The organism is Microbacterium gallinarum, assembly GCF_014837165.1.
Lineage (GTDB): Bacteria > Actinomycetota > Actinomycetes > Actinomycetales > Microbacteriaceae > Microbacterium > Microbacterium gallinarum.
Map to the genome: position 1 here is coordinate 179,264 of NZ_JACSPM010000002.1, position 12,069 is coordinate 191,332.

General features: G+C 70.5%; 17 protein-coding genes. 3 read left to right on the forward strand and 14 right to left on the reverse strand.

From position 1 onward, the window contains the following. Nucleotides 1-146: 146 nt before the first annotated feature. Nucleotides 147-521, reverse strand: coding sequence for a DUF7882 family protein (locus tag H9622_RS07725; protein ID WP_225221826.1), 375 nt, complete (start codon nt 519-521; stop codon nt 147-149). Between the two features lie 128 nt (nt 522-649). On the opposite strand from H9622_RS07725, the gene H9622_RS07730 reads away from it, so the two are divergent. Beyond that, nucleotides 650-1,168: a MarR family winged helix-turn-helix transcriptional regulator gene (locus H9622_RS07730; protein WP_191765816.1), complete on the forward strand. Its 519-nt coding sequence runs from the start codon at nt 650-652 to the stop codon at nt 1,166-1,168. Here the strand turns inward: H9622_RS07730 and H9622_RS07735 are convergent. The 6 genes from H9622_RS07735 to H9622_RS07760 form a co-directional block, all read right to left on the reverse strand. Beyond that, nucleotides 1,128-2,081 (reverse strand): SDR family NAD(P)-dependent oxidoreductase, encoded by a 954-nt coding sequence (locus H9622_RS07735; RefSeq protein WP_191765817.1) that lies wholly within the window; start codon nt 2,079-2,081, stop codon nt 1,128-1,130. The genes H9622_RS07730 and H9622_RS07735 overlap by 41 nt on opposite strands. Next, nucleotides 2,078-3,562 carry a phytoene desaturase family protein gene (locus H9622_RS07740; protein ID WP_191765818.1) on the reverse strand — a complete coding sequence of 495 codons (1,485 nt, stop codon included), beginning with the start codon at nt 3,560-3,562 and terminating at the stop codon, nt 2,078-2,080. The genes H9622_RS07735 and H9622_RS07740 overlap by 4 nt, the downstream gene beginning before the upstream one ends. Then, nucleotides 3,559-4,053, reverse strand: a complete 495-nt coding sequence (locus tag H9622_RS07745) for an SRPBCC family protein (protein WP_191765819.1) — start codon at nt 4,051-4,053, stop codon at nt 3,559-3,561. Before H9622_RS07745 ends, H9622_RS07740 begins: the two co-directional genes overlap by 4 nt. Nucleotides 4,054-4,125: 72 nt before the next feature. Beyond that, nucleotides 4,126-4,701, reverse strand: coding sequence for a DUF3618 domain-containing protein (locus H9622_RS07750; protein ID WP_191765820.1), 576 nt, complete (start codon nt 4,699-4,701; stop codon nt 4,126-4,128). Further along, on the reverse strand, nt 4,698-5,111 hold the full coding sequence (locus H9622_RS07755) for a phage holin family protein (RefSeq protein ID WP_191765821.1): 414 nt from the start codon (nt 5,109-5,111) through the stop codon (nt 4,698-4,700). The genes H9622_RS07750 and H9622_RS07755 overlap by 4 nt, the downstream gene beginning before the upstream one ends. Continuing rightward, entirely contained in the window at nt 5,089-5,919 is an 831-nt protein-coding gene (locus H9622_RS07760) for a hypothetical protein (protein WP_191765822.1), read from the reverse strand. The genes H9622_RS07755 and H9622_RS07760 overlap by 23 nt, the downstream gene beginning before the upstream one ends. A gap of 101 nt (nt 5,920-6,020) precedes the next feature. Between H9622_RS07760 and H9622_RS16005 the strand changes: the two genes are divergently transcribed. Further along, on the forward strand, nt 6,021-6,143 hold the full coding sequence (locus H9622_RS16005; RefSeq protein ID WP_263598679.1) for a hypothetical protein: 123 nt from the start codon (nt 6,021-6,023) through the stop codon (nt 6,141-6,143). Between the two features lie 9 nt (nt 6,144-6,152). On the opposite strand, the gene H9622_RS07765 is transcribed toward H9622_RS16005, so the two are convergent. After that, nucleotides 6,153-6,566, reverse strand: coding sequence for a CBS domain-containing protein (locus H9622_RS07765; RefSeq protein ID WP_191765823.1), 414 nt, complete (start codon nt 6,564-6,566; stop codon nt 6,153-6,155). Between the two features lie 92 nt (nt 6,567-6,658). Then, a complete protein-coding gene (locus H9622_RS07770; RefSeq protein ID WP_225221827.1) occupies nt 6,659-7,183 on the reverse strand; it encodes a bifunctional nuclease family protein in 525 nt (174 codons plus the stop codon). Between the two features lie 122 nt (nt 7,184-7,305). On the opposite strand from H9622_RS07770, the gene H9622_RS07775 reads away from it, so the two are divergent. Then, nucleotides 7,306-8,337 carry an LLM class flavin-dependent oxidoreductase gene (locus H9622_RS07775; RefSeq protein ID WP_191765824.1) on the forward strand — a complete coding sequence of 344 codons (1,032 nt, stop codon included), beginning with the start codon at nt 7,306-7,308 and terminating at the stop codon, nt 8,335-8,337. Here H9622_RS07775 and H9622_RS07780 read toward each other — a convergent pair. Genes H9622_RS07780 through H9622_RS07795 form a run of 5 tightly spaced genes read right to left on the reverse strand, consistent with a single transcriptional unit; the run spans nt 8,334 to nt 11,955 of the window. After that, on the reverse strand, nt 8,334-8,702 hold the full coding sequence (locus H9622_RS07780) for a bleomycin resistance protein (protein WP_191765825.1): 369 nt from the start codon (nt 8,700-8,702) through the stop codon (nt 8,334-8,336). The two genes, H9622_RS07775 and H9622_RS07780, sit on opposite strands and share 4 nt — an antisense overlap. A 9-nt stretch (nt 8,703-8,711) precedes the next feature. Then, a complete protein-coding gene (locus H9622_RS07785; protein ID WP_191765826.1) occupies nt 8,712-9,596 on the reverse strand; it encodes an alpha/beta fold hydrolase in 885 nt (294 codons plus the stop codon). Continuing rightward, nucleotides 9,596-10,264 carry a glycosyltransferase gene (locus H9622_RS15810; protein WP_318247066.1) on the reverse strand — a complete coding sequence of 223 codons (669 nt, stop codon included), beginning with the start codon at nt 10,262-10,264 and terminating at the stop codon, nt 9,596-9,598. The genes H9622_RS07785 and H9622_RS15810 overlap by 1 nt, the downstream gene beginning before the upstream one ends. Before the next feature lie 39 nt (nt 10,265-10,303). Further along, a complete protein-coding gene (locus tag H9622_RS15815) occupies nt 10,304-10,846 on the reverse strand; it encodes a hypothetical protein (protein WP_225221828.1) in 543 nt (180 codons plus the stop codon). 32 nt (nt 10,847-10,878) lie between these two features. Beyond that, a complete protein-coding gene (locus H9622_RS07795; protein WP_191765827.1) occupies nt 10,879-11,955 on the reverse strand; it encodes a class I SAM-dependent methyltransferase in 1,077 nt (358 codons plus the stop codon). Nucleotides 11,956-12,069 lie beyond the last annotated feature (114 nt).

Consider the following 12,069-nt stretch of genomic DNA (forward strand, 5'->3'; position numbering starts at 1 on the left):
GGGGCACCCCTCGATTCTGGGCACGGGAGGGCCGCCCCGCGCGGGGGTTGACATCCCGCGCGCGCTGCCGCAGACGGCGACTCTTCTGCAGGTCGTCTTGCAGCCCGTCTTTGCAGCTCGTCGCCGGGGCGACGGCCGACGGCTGGTCAGGCCGCGGTCAGCACTCGCTCGGACTCCTCGGACGAGGCGGGCACTGCGGCAGGTGCGGAGGCGTCGGCCTCGTGCCGACCGAGGTCGTCGAGGTGAAGGACGAGTCCGTTGTTCGAACTGGCGGCCACGGCGAGCGATGCGAGGAGCGCCCGGTCGAGCTGAGGGGCGTCGGCCGATTCGAACACGAACCGCATCGGTATCGAGGGCTGCACCCAGATCGACGAGCGACCGGAGCCGTCGGCGTGAGCCCACGACATCATGAAGCTCTCGCTGCGCCGCAGCTTCGTGGCGATGACCACTTTGACATGTGCGAGCAGGAGATCGGGGATCTCGATGGGCGCCGGCTGGGAGCCGTAGAAGAGTTTCGCCATGGTTCGACCATCCGTTCTGGTTCCGATCCATGATACTTCGAGACCGAATATTTAAACAGTGAGATATCTTTCATTGAACTATTCGACGTCGATGAGGCATAATCGACGAGACACGATTGGGGCATGTCATGACGCAGACCACCGGGCCGTCCCCGCAGCCGGCGTCCGAAGACGCACCCGATGTCGCCGATGTGCTGGAGCAGCTCCGTCTCGCCGAGGCGCGTCTGGCGCGGCGCCGCCAACACGAGTCGGGCCTGACCGAGACGGATCGCGCCGCCATGCGGTTCCTCCTCGAGAGCGTCGACACCGACGAGGTGACTCCGACGATGGTCGCCAACGCCGTGCACCTCTCGCCGGCTGCGGGCACGGCGCTCATCGACCGGCTCGTCGCCCGCGGCATGGTTCACGTCGAGCCTCATCCTCGCGACCGCCGGAAGAAGCTGGTGCGGCCGTTCGATCGGACCGCCGACCCGGACCACCTCGATCCGCTGACGACTCAGCTCCGCGACCTCGCGGCGCGGCTGCCGGCGCAGGAAGCGCGGGTCATCGCCGCCTTCCTGGAGAAGGTGAGGGCGGCAGTGGTCGCCACAGTCGCAGCCACGACCGTCAGCTCCGGATCGCCCGCCTCCGCGCGGCTCCGGCCGTGAGGAGCAGCACCCCCGCGCCCACCACCAGCAGCCGGCCGGTGCGCGATCGCCATCCCCCCGTGACAGGCGAGGCCTCGGCCGGTGCGCGGAAGACGGTGCCGTCGCTCAGCGGTGCCTCGCCCCGCAACTCGATCGCCTTCTTGACGAATCGGGTCAGCGAGTCATAGGCCCACGGCGACGCGCGATGCACCGGCACGACGATGCGCTGCAGCAGCCCGACCGACGTCGCGAAGCGCCGCCGTGCCGGTGCGCGCACGATGGCCCGGGCGACCCGGTCCGGCGACGATGCCGGTGGCATCGGATGGACGGCGCGACGGGTGACGTTCGCCGCGTGCTGGTAGATCGGGGTGTCGATCGTCGACGGGAGGACCACCTTGACGCGGATCCCAGACCCCCGCAGCTCCGCACGGAGCACCTCGGCGAACCCCAGCATCCCCCACTTGCTCGTGATGTACGGCGCGAGGAGCGGCGAGCTGACGCGCGAGTAGAGCGAGCCGACGAGCACGAGTGCACCGCTGCCCTGCCGCCGGAAGTACGGAAGCACGGCGCGCGCACCGTGGACCTGTCCCATCAGGTTCGCCTCGACGACCTCGCGGAACACCCCCGCTGGCGTCTCCTCGAATCCGCCGTAACTGAACAGCCCGGCGTTGCCGACCCAGACGTCGATGCGGCCGTACTCCCCTGCGGCCGCCGCAGCCAGCGCCCGAACCTCGCGCTCTGCGGTCACGTCCGTCGGGACGACGAGCACCTCGACGCCGTGGGCGCGGCACTCCTCGGCCACCGTCTCCAGAGCGGGAGCGCTCCGCGACGCGAGCACGAGCCGGGCACCGCGCCGCGCGTAGGCGCGGGCCGTGGCGCGGCCGATGCCGCTCGACGCCCCCGTGATCACGACGACCTGTCCTTCGACGTTCACGTCATCTCCTTCCGGGGACTGAGGTCCGGCAGCATCCGCGTGCCGAACTCATGGCGCAGCGCACTGCGGGCGGCGAACCATCCTGCGAGGCCGTGCACGCCGGGGCCGGGCACCGCCGAGGCACCCGCGAGGTAGACCCCGGGAAGCGGCGTGCGCCACGGGTCGGGTGTGAGCACGGGCCGACGGATGATCTGCCACAGCGTCGGCGCACCCGCGGCGATGTCGCCGCCCGGGTAGTTCGGGTTGTGGCGCTCCACGTCCAGCGCGGTCCGCGAACTGGTCGCGAGGATGATGTCGCGGAAGCCGGGTGCGAACCGCTCGATCTGCGCGATGACCGCCTCGCGACGATCAGCCACGCTTCCCCCCGGTACGTGGGTGTAGGTCCACAGCGTGTGATGGCCGGCCGGCGCACGCGTTCCGTCGAACACCGACGGCTGTGAGACGAGCACGTACGGTCGCTCGGGCAGCCTCCCCGCGTTCACCGCGTTCTCGGCCTCCGCCACCTCGGCCCGGGTTCCTCCGACGTGCACGGTTCCGGCATGGCGCACCTCGGCGTTGGACCAGGGCACGGGGCCGCTCAGGACGAAGTCGATCTTCGCGACGCCCCCGCCGTAGCGGAACCCCTCGAGGGCGTGGCGGTAGCCGACGGGCATCGCCTCCCCTGCCATGCGGAGGAACGCGCGGGGTGTGACGTCGAGCAGCGTGGCCCGGGCACGGGGCAGCTCGCGCAGCGACCGCACCTCGTGATCCAGCACCACCTCCCCGCCGTGGGCGCGCAGATCGTCCACCATCGCGTCGACGATCGCCTGGCTGCCACCGACCGGGATCGGCCAGCCGCGGGCGTGGGCGTACGCGGTGAGCGCGAGACCCGCCCCGGCCGCCGCGATGCTCGGCTGCGGCAGGATCGTGTGCGCCGCGACGCCGGTGAGCATCGCCGGCGCCGCATCCTCCCGGAATCTGGCGCCCCACGCGAGCGAACCCTGCTCGAGCGCGCGCACGCCGAAGGCCGCAGCAGTCGGGATGTCCGGCGGAACGGCGAGCAGAGACGACCCGGTGAACTCGGCGACGCTCGTCGCCCTCTCGGCCAGCGGACGCATCAGCCGCTCGTACGCTCGTCCGTCCCGACCCAGGCCGTCGCGCGTGCGCGTCAGGTCGCGGTGGGCGAGCGCCGCCCTGCCCCCGTCGAGCGGATGCGCGAACGACAGGTCGGGCGTGACGAAGCGCACGCGCGACCGCAGGCCGAACTCGCGGAAGAAGCGCGACTCGAAGGCCATCGGGTGCACGGCCGAGCACACGTCGTGCCGGTGTCCGGGGAGCGTCAGCTCGCGTGTCGATGCCCCGCCGCCCGCCTGATCCGCGCGCTCGTACACGCGCACGCTGAGGCCCGCCCGGGCGAGCGTGACGGCGGCGGCGAGACCGTTCGGTCCCGCGCCGACCACGACGGCGTCGCACTCCGTACTACCGGCGGCCGCTGCGCTCATGACGAACCGGCGTCGGCGCCGATCTCCTGCTCGGCGGCGGTCTCGCCCGGCGTGCGGGCAGCGATGCCTTCGGCGAGGTACGCCAGCCGGTGGAGCGTCTCGGTGTTGCGCCAGTGCAGCAGCACGTCCATGATCGCGTCCGGAACGAATCGGCCGGGGCCCGCGACGGCCTCCTCCTGGATGCGCACGACGCACCGGTCACCCCGGGGCTTGACGTCGATCGTGACCCTCGCCTCGCCGATGGGCCAGCCGCGCGCACGGAGTACGAGCCGCCGCGGCGGGTCGCACGCCTCGACGACCGTCTTGTCGTCGATCAGCAGCGGCCACGTGCCGAACGAGTGGTGCAGCTCAGCTCCTGCGGCAGGCCAGGCGTCATCGACGTCGCGCATGCGTGACGCCCCCACCACCCACGACGGATACAGCCAGCCGTCGCCCAGCACGCGGAAGACATCCTCGGGTGTGCAGCGCAGCTCTCTCACGTTGCGTGACATCGGTCACCCCTTCCGTTCGCGGTGAGGGTGCGGAGCGGACCGACGTCCGCCCCGCACCCGCATCGGCTGGCCTCAGACGCCGGAGACGGTGTCTCGCGCGACTTTCGCACGGTCGGCGACCGTGTCGGCTTGATCCGTCGCCTCGGCCTTCACCGTGTCGAACGCGCCCTGGGCGCTGTCCTTGACGGCAGTGGCGGCCTGTCGGGCCGGCTCCTTCAGGTCGGAGGCGACTTCCTTGGCGACCGAGCTCACCTCGTCGACGAGTGGCTGCGCCTGCTCCTTCACGGATTCGGCGAGCTGCTTCTCACGGTCGGACGCAGGGATGAGGGATGCTGCGACCAGCCCCACGCCGAAGGCGATGAGTCCCACCGCCAACGGGTTCCCCTCGGCCTTCGCCTTCACGTCGCGGGCGACATCCGCCGCGCCGTGGGCCACGTCGTGCGCCATGTCGGACGCCGATGACCCGGCATCGTCCGCCACGCCCATCACGCGGTCGCGGAGCGAGCCGAAGGCGCCGCGCACCTTGTCGGTCTGGCGGCCCACGATCTTGGAGGGCGTGACCTTGTCGGCGAGCGCGTCGACGTCAGCTCCCAGTTCTTCTCGCGTCCGCTCGATGTCGGCGCGGATCACGTCGGGTGAATCAGTCATCGGTTCTCCTTGTTTCTCTTGAATGCCTGCGGAATCTCCTCGAGCGTCTCGACGGTCTGCGGGGCGCCCTTCACCTGCTTCATCTGCTTGCGGCCGACGGAGTAGAGCACGGCCGCGATGATGGCCCACACCACCGCGACGACCAGCCCGGACCAGCCGCCGCCGATGAGGTTCGCGAGGCCCGCCCAGGCGGCGATCGACAGGAACAGCACGGCCATCGCCGCCGCATACCCCGCCCCGCCGAGCAGACCCGCACCCTTCGCGGTCGTCGTCGCGGTCTCCTTCAGCTCCGCCTTGGCGAGCGCGACCTCCTGGCGCATGAGCGTCGACAGGTCTCGCGTCACCTCGCCCAGCAGTTCGCCGAGCGAGGCCGTCGCGGCGCGCTGCTCAGAGGGAGTCTGATCGCTCATCGGTGCCCTCCATTCCGTTGCCATCGAAGCGCGCGGCGGACTGCGAGTAGATCGGCGCATCCGCCTCGGTGGCGTCCATCGCGGTATCGCCCATCGGGGTGTCGGTCGGGCCCCCACCCACCGGAGCGGTTCCCGCACCGGTTGCACCGGGCATGCCCGTCGAGCCGGTCGTGCCGTTTCCGCCGGAGACACCGAGACCGGCTGCGGCGTCGTAGCCGGTGGACGCCGGCAGTGCCGGTCGTGCGGTTCCCACCGAGCCCGAGCCCGAACCGTTGCCCGACGCCTGGCCGGCGTTCGAGGTGAGAGCGCGCGCCAGTCGTCCCACGACGATTCCAGCGACGACGCCCGCGGTGATGAACACGCCGGGACGACGGCGCGCGAACGCCTTGACCTCGGTGAGGACCATGGCCGGGTCGCGCTCGGCGAACCACGAACCCACGGCGCCGACACGGTCGGATGCCTGCTGCACCAGGTCCGCCGCGACGCCCGACGTCTGCGATCCCGCCGCCATCGATCCGAGCTGGTCGCCGACCGAAGTGAGGCCGGACGCCAGACGCTGCTGCTGCTTGGACGCCTGGTCACGGAGCTCTTGGCGGCCCTGGTCGAGGAGGGCTCGCGCCTGGTGCTTCGTCTCGCGGGCCACTCCGCCGGCTTCGTGCTTGGCGGTTGCGGCGACATCCTTCACAGCGCCGGTCGCGACATCCTTCACCTCACCGGCTTCGTGCTTCGCGGTGTCCACGGTGCTCGACTCCTGACCGGAATCGGCGACGTAGGGGTCGGCACCTCCGGCTGCATAACCCTGTGACATGGGGTCTCCCTTCCCTTCGACCTCCACCGCGGGGCCGGTGGAGGTTCTCCATTGAAAGCAACCTCGCTCAGACGCCCGAGGGGGTTGTGTGTTGAGGCCTCATGTGCTTTCGCGCGGGCGATGAATCGAGCCGCGCAGGGGCGACGGTCCCGATGATCCTCATGTTCTTCGTCGCGCAGAAGCAGGTCATCCAGGGGCTCAGCGCCGGCGGGCTGAAGGGCTGACCGCCCGGGTCACTCGGAGATGGCCTCGACGGCCTCGCCGGTCTGCGTGGACGACATCGTCAGGGCGATGTCGGCCTGGCTGATGATGCCCACGAGCTCGTCGCCGTCGAGCACGGGCACCCGACGCACCTGGTGTTGCTCCATCGACCTCAGGACGTCGCGGATGTCGTCGTCGGCCCGCGCCAGCACCAGCGTCCGCTCGGCGAGCAGTCCCGCAGTTTCGATCGCCGGCCGCCCCCCGCGCGCGACGCACTTGACGACGATGTCGCGGTCGGTGAGCATCCCCCGGAGCTTGCCGTCCGCCCCGCAGATCGGCAGGGCGCCGACATCCAGTTCCGCCATCAGTCGCGCCGCCTCCTGCAGGCTCTCCGACTCGCCGATGCACCGCGGGTCCGGCGTCATGATCTCTCGTGCCGTGGTCATGTGAGACTCCTCTCCCCGCCGCCGAATCTAGGGGAGGCGGCAGGGCGCACGGAGGGGCTTGACAGGCTGCCGCGGAGCGACCGTCGCGAGACTCAGCCTTCGAAGTCCTCGGGCTCGACGTCGTCGAGGAAGCGTTTGAACTCGTCCAGGCTCTCGGCTGCGTCGGTCTCGGTGAGCACGTCGGGCACGCCGGCCTCGTCCATCACCGGGTCCGCCACCCAGATCCCCGCCCCGACGCGGGTGGCGAGCGCCACGGCGTCGGACGGCCGGGCGTCGACCACGCGGTCGCCGAGCGCCGTCGACAGAGTGACCTCGGCATAGAAGGTGCCGTCGTCGATGCGCGTCACCTCGACGCGCGTGACCTCGGCACCGAGAGTCTCGATCAGCGAGCGCATGAGGTCGTGTGCGAGCGGGCGCGGCACGGGCGCCTGCTCGATCGCAACGAGGATCGAGGTCGCCTCGAGCTGCCCGATCCAGATAGGGAGCACCTGGCCGTCGCCGGGGATCTCGTCGATGGGCTTGAGCAGCACGACATGCTGCCCCGTGGCGTCGAGGGCGACGCCCGCCACACGGACCTGCACCATCGCTTCGCCTCCCATCGCATCCGCTTCTGCCATCGTAGGCACGTCGGGGCCGCACGCGGCCGTGAAGGCCGACGCATCCGGCCCCCGCATCGGTCGAGATCGACGCCTATTCATTCACCGGAATGGATGCCGCAGGCGTACGGTTGCACGCAGGCATGAAGCGCTTCGGAACCCTCTCCTTCGGTCACTACGGCCCGCTCGGCGGCGGCCGTCAGCTCACCGCGGCCGATTCGATGCTGCAGGCGATCGATCTTGCGCAGGGCATGGACGATCTCGGCGTCGACGGCGCCTACTTCCGCGTGCACCACTTCGCACGCCAGCAGTCGTCGCCGATGCCGCTGCTCGCCGCCATCGCCGCCCGCACCGAGCGCATCGAGGTCGGAACCGGGGTCATCGACATGCGCTACGAGAACCCGCTGTATCTGGCGGAGGAAGCGGCATCCGTCGACCTGATCTCCGGCGGCCGGCTCGCCCTCGGTGTGAGCAGAGGGTCACCCGAGACGGTCGTCCGCGGCTACGAGGCGTTCGGCTACACCGGCTCCGACGACCCTCGCGGCGCGGACCTCGCACGCGAGCACTTCGACCTGTTCCTGCGCGCCACCGCGGGCGAGGGATTGGCGGAGCGGGATGCCTCGTCGCCGTTCGGCACCGGAGCGACGGGGCTGCAGCGCATCGAGCCGCACTCCCCCGGGCTGCGCTCGCGCGTGTGGTGGGGAGCGGGCAACCGCGACTCGGCCGAGTGGGCGGGGCGCGTCGGCGTGAACCTCATGTCGTCGACGCTGCTGACCTCGGCCGACGGGCGCCCCTTCGACATCCTGCAGGCGGAGCAGATCGACGCGTTCCGGGCAGCCTGGCGCGAGGCCGGTCATGCCGGCGAGCCCCGCGTGTCGGTGAGCCGCTCGATCTTCCCCCTCGTCACGGCGGAGGACCACCTCTACTTCGGCGGACGCCAGGACGGCGATCAGATCGGCGTCATCGACGGCATCCGCTCGACGTTCGGCAAGACGTACGCCGCCGAGCCCGACGTGCTCATCGAGCAGCTCAAGGACGACGCCGCGATCCAGGCCGCCGACACCCTGATGCTCACCATCCCCAGCCAGCTGGGCGTCGAGTTCAACCTGCGGGTCGTCGAGACGTTCGCGACGCAGGTCGCCCCGGCGCTCGGCTGGGTGGGCACGCGCGCCTAGCGCGAGCCGTCCTCCTCGATGAGGTGCAGCTGTGTGCCGTCGGGGTCGATGAGGTAACCGGCCCGCTGGCCCCACTCCTGGAGCGACACCGGGATCAGCCGCGGGATGCCGACCGTCTTCTCAGGCACCCCGCTCGCGCGGACGTCGGCGTAGAGGCGGTCGAGATCCGACACGCGGATGCTCGTCATGAACCAGCTCTCGTACGGGTCGTGCTCGGGGGCGAGGAAGAACTCGAGAACGATGCCGCCTCTGCCGAGGATCATCCACCCTCCGTCGCGGTATGTCGCCTCGAACCCGAAGCCGGCGTAGAACGCCGCTGTGGCGTCGAAGTCGCGCGAGGGGAGGTTCGGAACGGCCCTGTCCATATCCAGACCCTACGACGTCACCGCGGCTCCGCCCACCCTCCGCACGAAGTCGCGCAGCAGCAGATTGACCTTCACCGGATCCCGCGCCTGGGGCAGATGACCGCCGCCCTCGATCACGACGAGCTCACCACCGGTGAGTTCAGCGGCGATCGGCCCGCGTCGGGGGTTCTGGCACATGTCGAGCGAACCCGTGATCACGAGCACCGGGCACCGCACGGCGTCGCAGATGGCACGGGACGTGGGGATGTCCTGCGCCCGGTACGCCGATGCGTACTCGAGCAGCAGCATCTCGGCACCCGACCCCATCGACCACTCCACGCAGTCCTCCACCTGCTTGGTCGAGTGCGGCTCCGGGAACATCTCGCCGAAGAAGAACTCCGACCAGTCCCGCCAGTCCTGCTTCCAGTAGTGGCGATTCTGCTTCTGCCAGCCCTCGTATGACTCCCGCTCCTCGTCGAAGTCGAACTCGATGCGATGCGGAAGCGGCTCGGTCAGCCGCACACCGGGATTGATGGCGCACGCCCCGAGCACGCGCTCGGGGCGCTCCCCCGCCATGATCAGCGCGTGGCCGGCACCGGTGCACAGCCCGACCAGGACGGCCTGGTCGGCGCGGATGGCATCGAGCACGGCCCACTGGCCGGCGATCTGCACGGTGTCGTCCATCTGACGGGGCGACACGGGGGTGCTGCTGTGTCCGTTGCCGGGAGGGTCGCTCACCACCACGCGGAAGTGGCGGGCCAGGAACGGGATCTGCGCCTTCCACGCCCGGCTGTGCACGATGACGTCGGGCATCAGCAGGTACACCGTGGGCGACCCGTCGCCGTACACCTCGTAGTGCACCGCCAGGCCGTCATTGTCGACGGACCCGGTGGCCGTGGGCTGGAGCGCACGCATCAGAGCAGCTCCGAGAGCATCGTCGCAGCGCGCACGGCGCCGTCCGTCTCGACGGGCCGATACGCCACCTCACGGCCGAGTTCCGCCACGAGTGCGGCGGCGAGCGCCTCGGGGTCACTCGCCTCGGCGTAGCGCACGCACCGGCCGGCGCCGTAGTTGTCGAGGCGGCGCCGCACGTGGAAGTTCTGCTCGAAGTGGTTCTCGAGCGGGACGTAGAGGAACGGCCGCCGGGCGGCGGCGAGCTCCATGCAGGTCGTCAGACCGCCCTGCACGACGGCGACGTCGCACGCGGCGAGCGCGAGGTAGAGGTCGGGAACGAAGCCGCGCACGGACGCGCCGCGCCGGCGCGGCAGCTCGGCGGGATCGATCCGCGGCCCGGTCACCACGAGGAACCGCAGCTCGGAGCGGAGGCGACGCGCCGCGGGAATCGCGTCCATCACTCGATGGAGCAGCGCGCGCCCCACGCCGGAGCCGCCCACCGTGACGACGCACAGGAGCTCGTCGGCACCGATGCCGAGTCGTCGCCGTACGGAGGCACGCTGCTCGGCGGAGGGCGGCTCGAACCCCGTCACGTAGCCGGCGAAGTCGAACTGCGCTTCGGTCCACTCGCGGATACGGGGAAGGCCATCGCCGAACGGCTCGTCGACGACGTCATCGGGGTTGCCCACGAAGATCGACCGATCCCGCAGCCGGCGGTAGCGCGCGCGCTACTCGAGCATCTCGGCGTTGTAGTCCGCCGTGAGGGCGGCCTCGGCTTCCCCGCCCTCCGGCATCGGCAGCCAGCCCACGAAGTCCGTCATCCACGCGAACGCGAATCGCTTGAGCTCGGGATTCTCATGGAGGAAGTAGTCGACGTCCCACGCCTCGTCGCCGATCACCAGGTCGTAGTACGGCTCGTCGACCACGTCGTTGAAGACCATGAAGTTGTTCACGAGGATCTCGTCCATGCGGCGGATCGCCTGGAACGCGTGCAGGTCGTGATCGGCGGACTCGTCCTCGATGTGGGCCGATTCGTTCGCGAGGAAGGCGGATGCCGGGTGGACCGGCTCTCCGGCTTCGGCCAGGACGCGTGTGACCGGATGCTGCGCCAGCCAGTCGATCTGCAGGTCAGGCTGCAGGCGCCGCAGCTCCTGCGCGATCGCGACATCACGCCGGGCATGACCGAGCCCGATCGGGGAGGACAGGAACAGCGCCCGCCGCGGACGGCGCTGCGCCCGGACCCACGTGTGGCTGCGACCCGCCATGGCCATGGCCCCAGTCTGCTCCTGCCCGCCCCCGGTCGTCAGGGCCGAGCTTCGATGACTCGATTGAACGGCGTCTCGGCGACGCTGCGGAACCGGGTGAACCCGCCCGCCGACGCGATATCGCGGATGCGCGCCGGTCCGGCCTGCGTTCCGAGCGCGAGCCCGACGTCCTGCGACAGTGACGACGGCGTGCACAGCAGCGTCGAGAACCCGTAGTAGGCGCGGCCGACCGGGTTGAGGTTGTCCTCGACGTGGTCGCCGGCCATCGGCTCGACGATCATCCACGTTCCGTCGTCGGCGATCGCCTCGCGCACGTGACGGGCCGCACCCACAGGATCGCCCATGTCGTGGAGGCAGTCGAACATCGCCACCAGGTCGTATCCGGCGCCGCCGAACTCCTGGGCAGACGCGACCTCGAATCGCACGTTCGTCACACCGGCGGCCGTCGCCCGCTCCCGTGCCGTCTCGATGGACTCCGCGTGATAGTCCGAGCCGACGAACGTCGAGTTCGGGAACGCCTGCGCGAGCAGGATGGTCGAGGCACCGTGACCGCAGCCGACGTCGGCGACGAGCGCGCCGGTCTCGAGCTTCTCGCGCACCCCGTCGAGCGCTGGGATCCAGGCGTCCACGAGGTTGGCGTGGTAGCTCGGCCGGAAGAAGCGCTCGCAGCCGATGTGCACGTCGGTGTCGTGCTGATGCCAGCCGTAGCCGGCGCCGCTGCGGGCCGCCTCGACGATGTGCGCGGTGTCGTGCACGGTGCCGAGTGCGATCTGGAAGAAGCCCGGGAGGAACGCGGCGCTGTCGGGATCGGTCATCGCGAGCGCGTGCTCGGGCGGCAGCGTGTACCGCTTGCTCTCCGGGTCGTAGGCGACGTACCCGCCCGCGGCCTGGGCATTGAGCCACTCCCGCGCGTAGGGCTCAGCGGTCTCGGTGCGCTCGGCGAGCTGCGCCGGGGTCGTCGGCCCGTGGGCGGCGAGGTCGCGGTAGTAGCCGAGCTTGTCGCCCATGACGACGAGCGCGGCGTTGAGTGTTGCGCCGACCTCGTCGACGGCACGGAAGACGAAGCTCATGAGCTTGTCGGTGTCGATCGCGGCCGGTTCGGTGATGGTGGACATGGTCCTGCTCCTTCGGTTCGAGATGGAAGACCAGCGGATGCCTCGACCGTAGGAACCGACCCGCGGCGACCGCATCCGGGGACCCCCCTAGTCGTTCGGCGGCCTCGTAGGATC

Coding starts and splice junctions, on each gene's coding strand:
- H9622_RS16005 (WP_263598679.1), top strand. CDS start 6,021: ATGTGCTTTCGCGCGGGCGATGAATCGAGCCGCGCAGGGGCGACGGTC.
- H9622_RS07795 (WP_191765827.1), bottom strand. CDS start 11,955: ATGTCCACCATCACCGAACCGGCCGCGATCGACACCGACAAGCTCATG.
- H9622_RS07785 (WP_191765826.1), bottom strand. CDS start 9,596: ATGCGTGCGCTCCAGCCCACGGCCACCGGGTCCGTCGACAATGACGGC.
- H9622_RS07770 (WP_225221827.1), bottom strand. CDS start 7,183: ATGGCAGAAGCGGATGCGATGGGAGGCGAAGCGATGGTGCAGGTCCGT.
- H9622_RS07760 (WP_191765822.1), bottom strand. CDS start 5,919: ATGTCACAGGGTTATGCAGCCGGAGGTGCCGACCCCTACGTCGCCGAT.
- H9622_RS07755 (WP_191765821.1), bottom strand. CDS start 5,111: ATGAGCGATCAGACTCCCTCTGAGCAGCGCGCCGCGACGGCCTCGCTC.
- H9622_RS07725 (WP_225221826.1), bottom strand. CDS start 521: ATGGCGAAACTCTTCTACGGCTCCCAGCCGGCGCCCATCGAGATCCCC.
- H9622_RS07780 (WP_191765825.1), bottom strand. CDS start 8,702: ATGGACAGGGCCGTTCCGAACCTCCCCTCGCGCGACTTCGACGCCACA.
- H9622_RS07740 (WP_191765818.1), bottom strand. CDS start 3,562: ATGAGCGCAGCGGCCGCCGGTAGTACGGAGTGCGACGCCGTCGTGGTC.
- H9622_RS07745 (WP_191765819.1), bottom strand. CDS start 4,053: ATGTCACGCAACGTGAGAGAGCTGCGCTGCACACCCGAGGATGTCTTC.
- H9622_RS07765 (WP_191765823.1), bottom strand. CDS start 6,566: ATGACCACGGCACGAGAGATCATGACGCCGGACCCGCGGTGCATCGGC.
- H9622_RS07775 (WP_191765824.1), top strand. CDS start 7,306: ATGAAGCGCTTCGGAACCCTCTCCTTCGGTCACTACGGCCCGCTCGGC.
- H9622_RS07750 (WP_191765820.1), bottom strand. CDS start 4,701: ATGACTGATTCACCCGACGTGATCCGCGCCGACATCGAGCGGACGCGA.
- H9622_RS07730 (WP_191765816.1), top strand. CDS start 650: ATGACGCAGACCACCGGGCCGTCCCCGCAGCCGGCGTCCGAAGACGCA.
- H9622_RS15815 (WP_225221828.1), bottom strand. CDS start 10,846: ATGGCCATGGCGGGTCGCAGCCACACGTGGGTCCGGGCGCAGCGCCGT.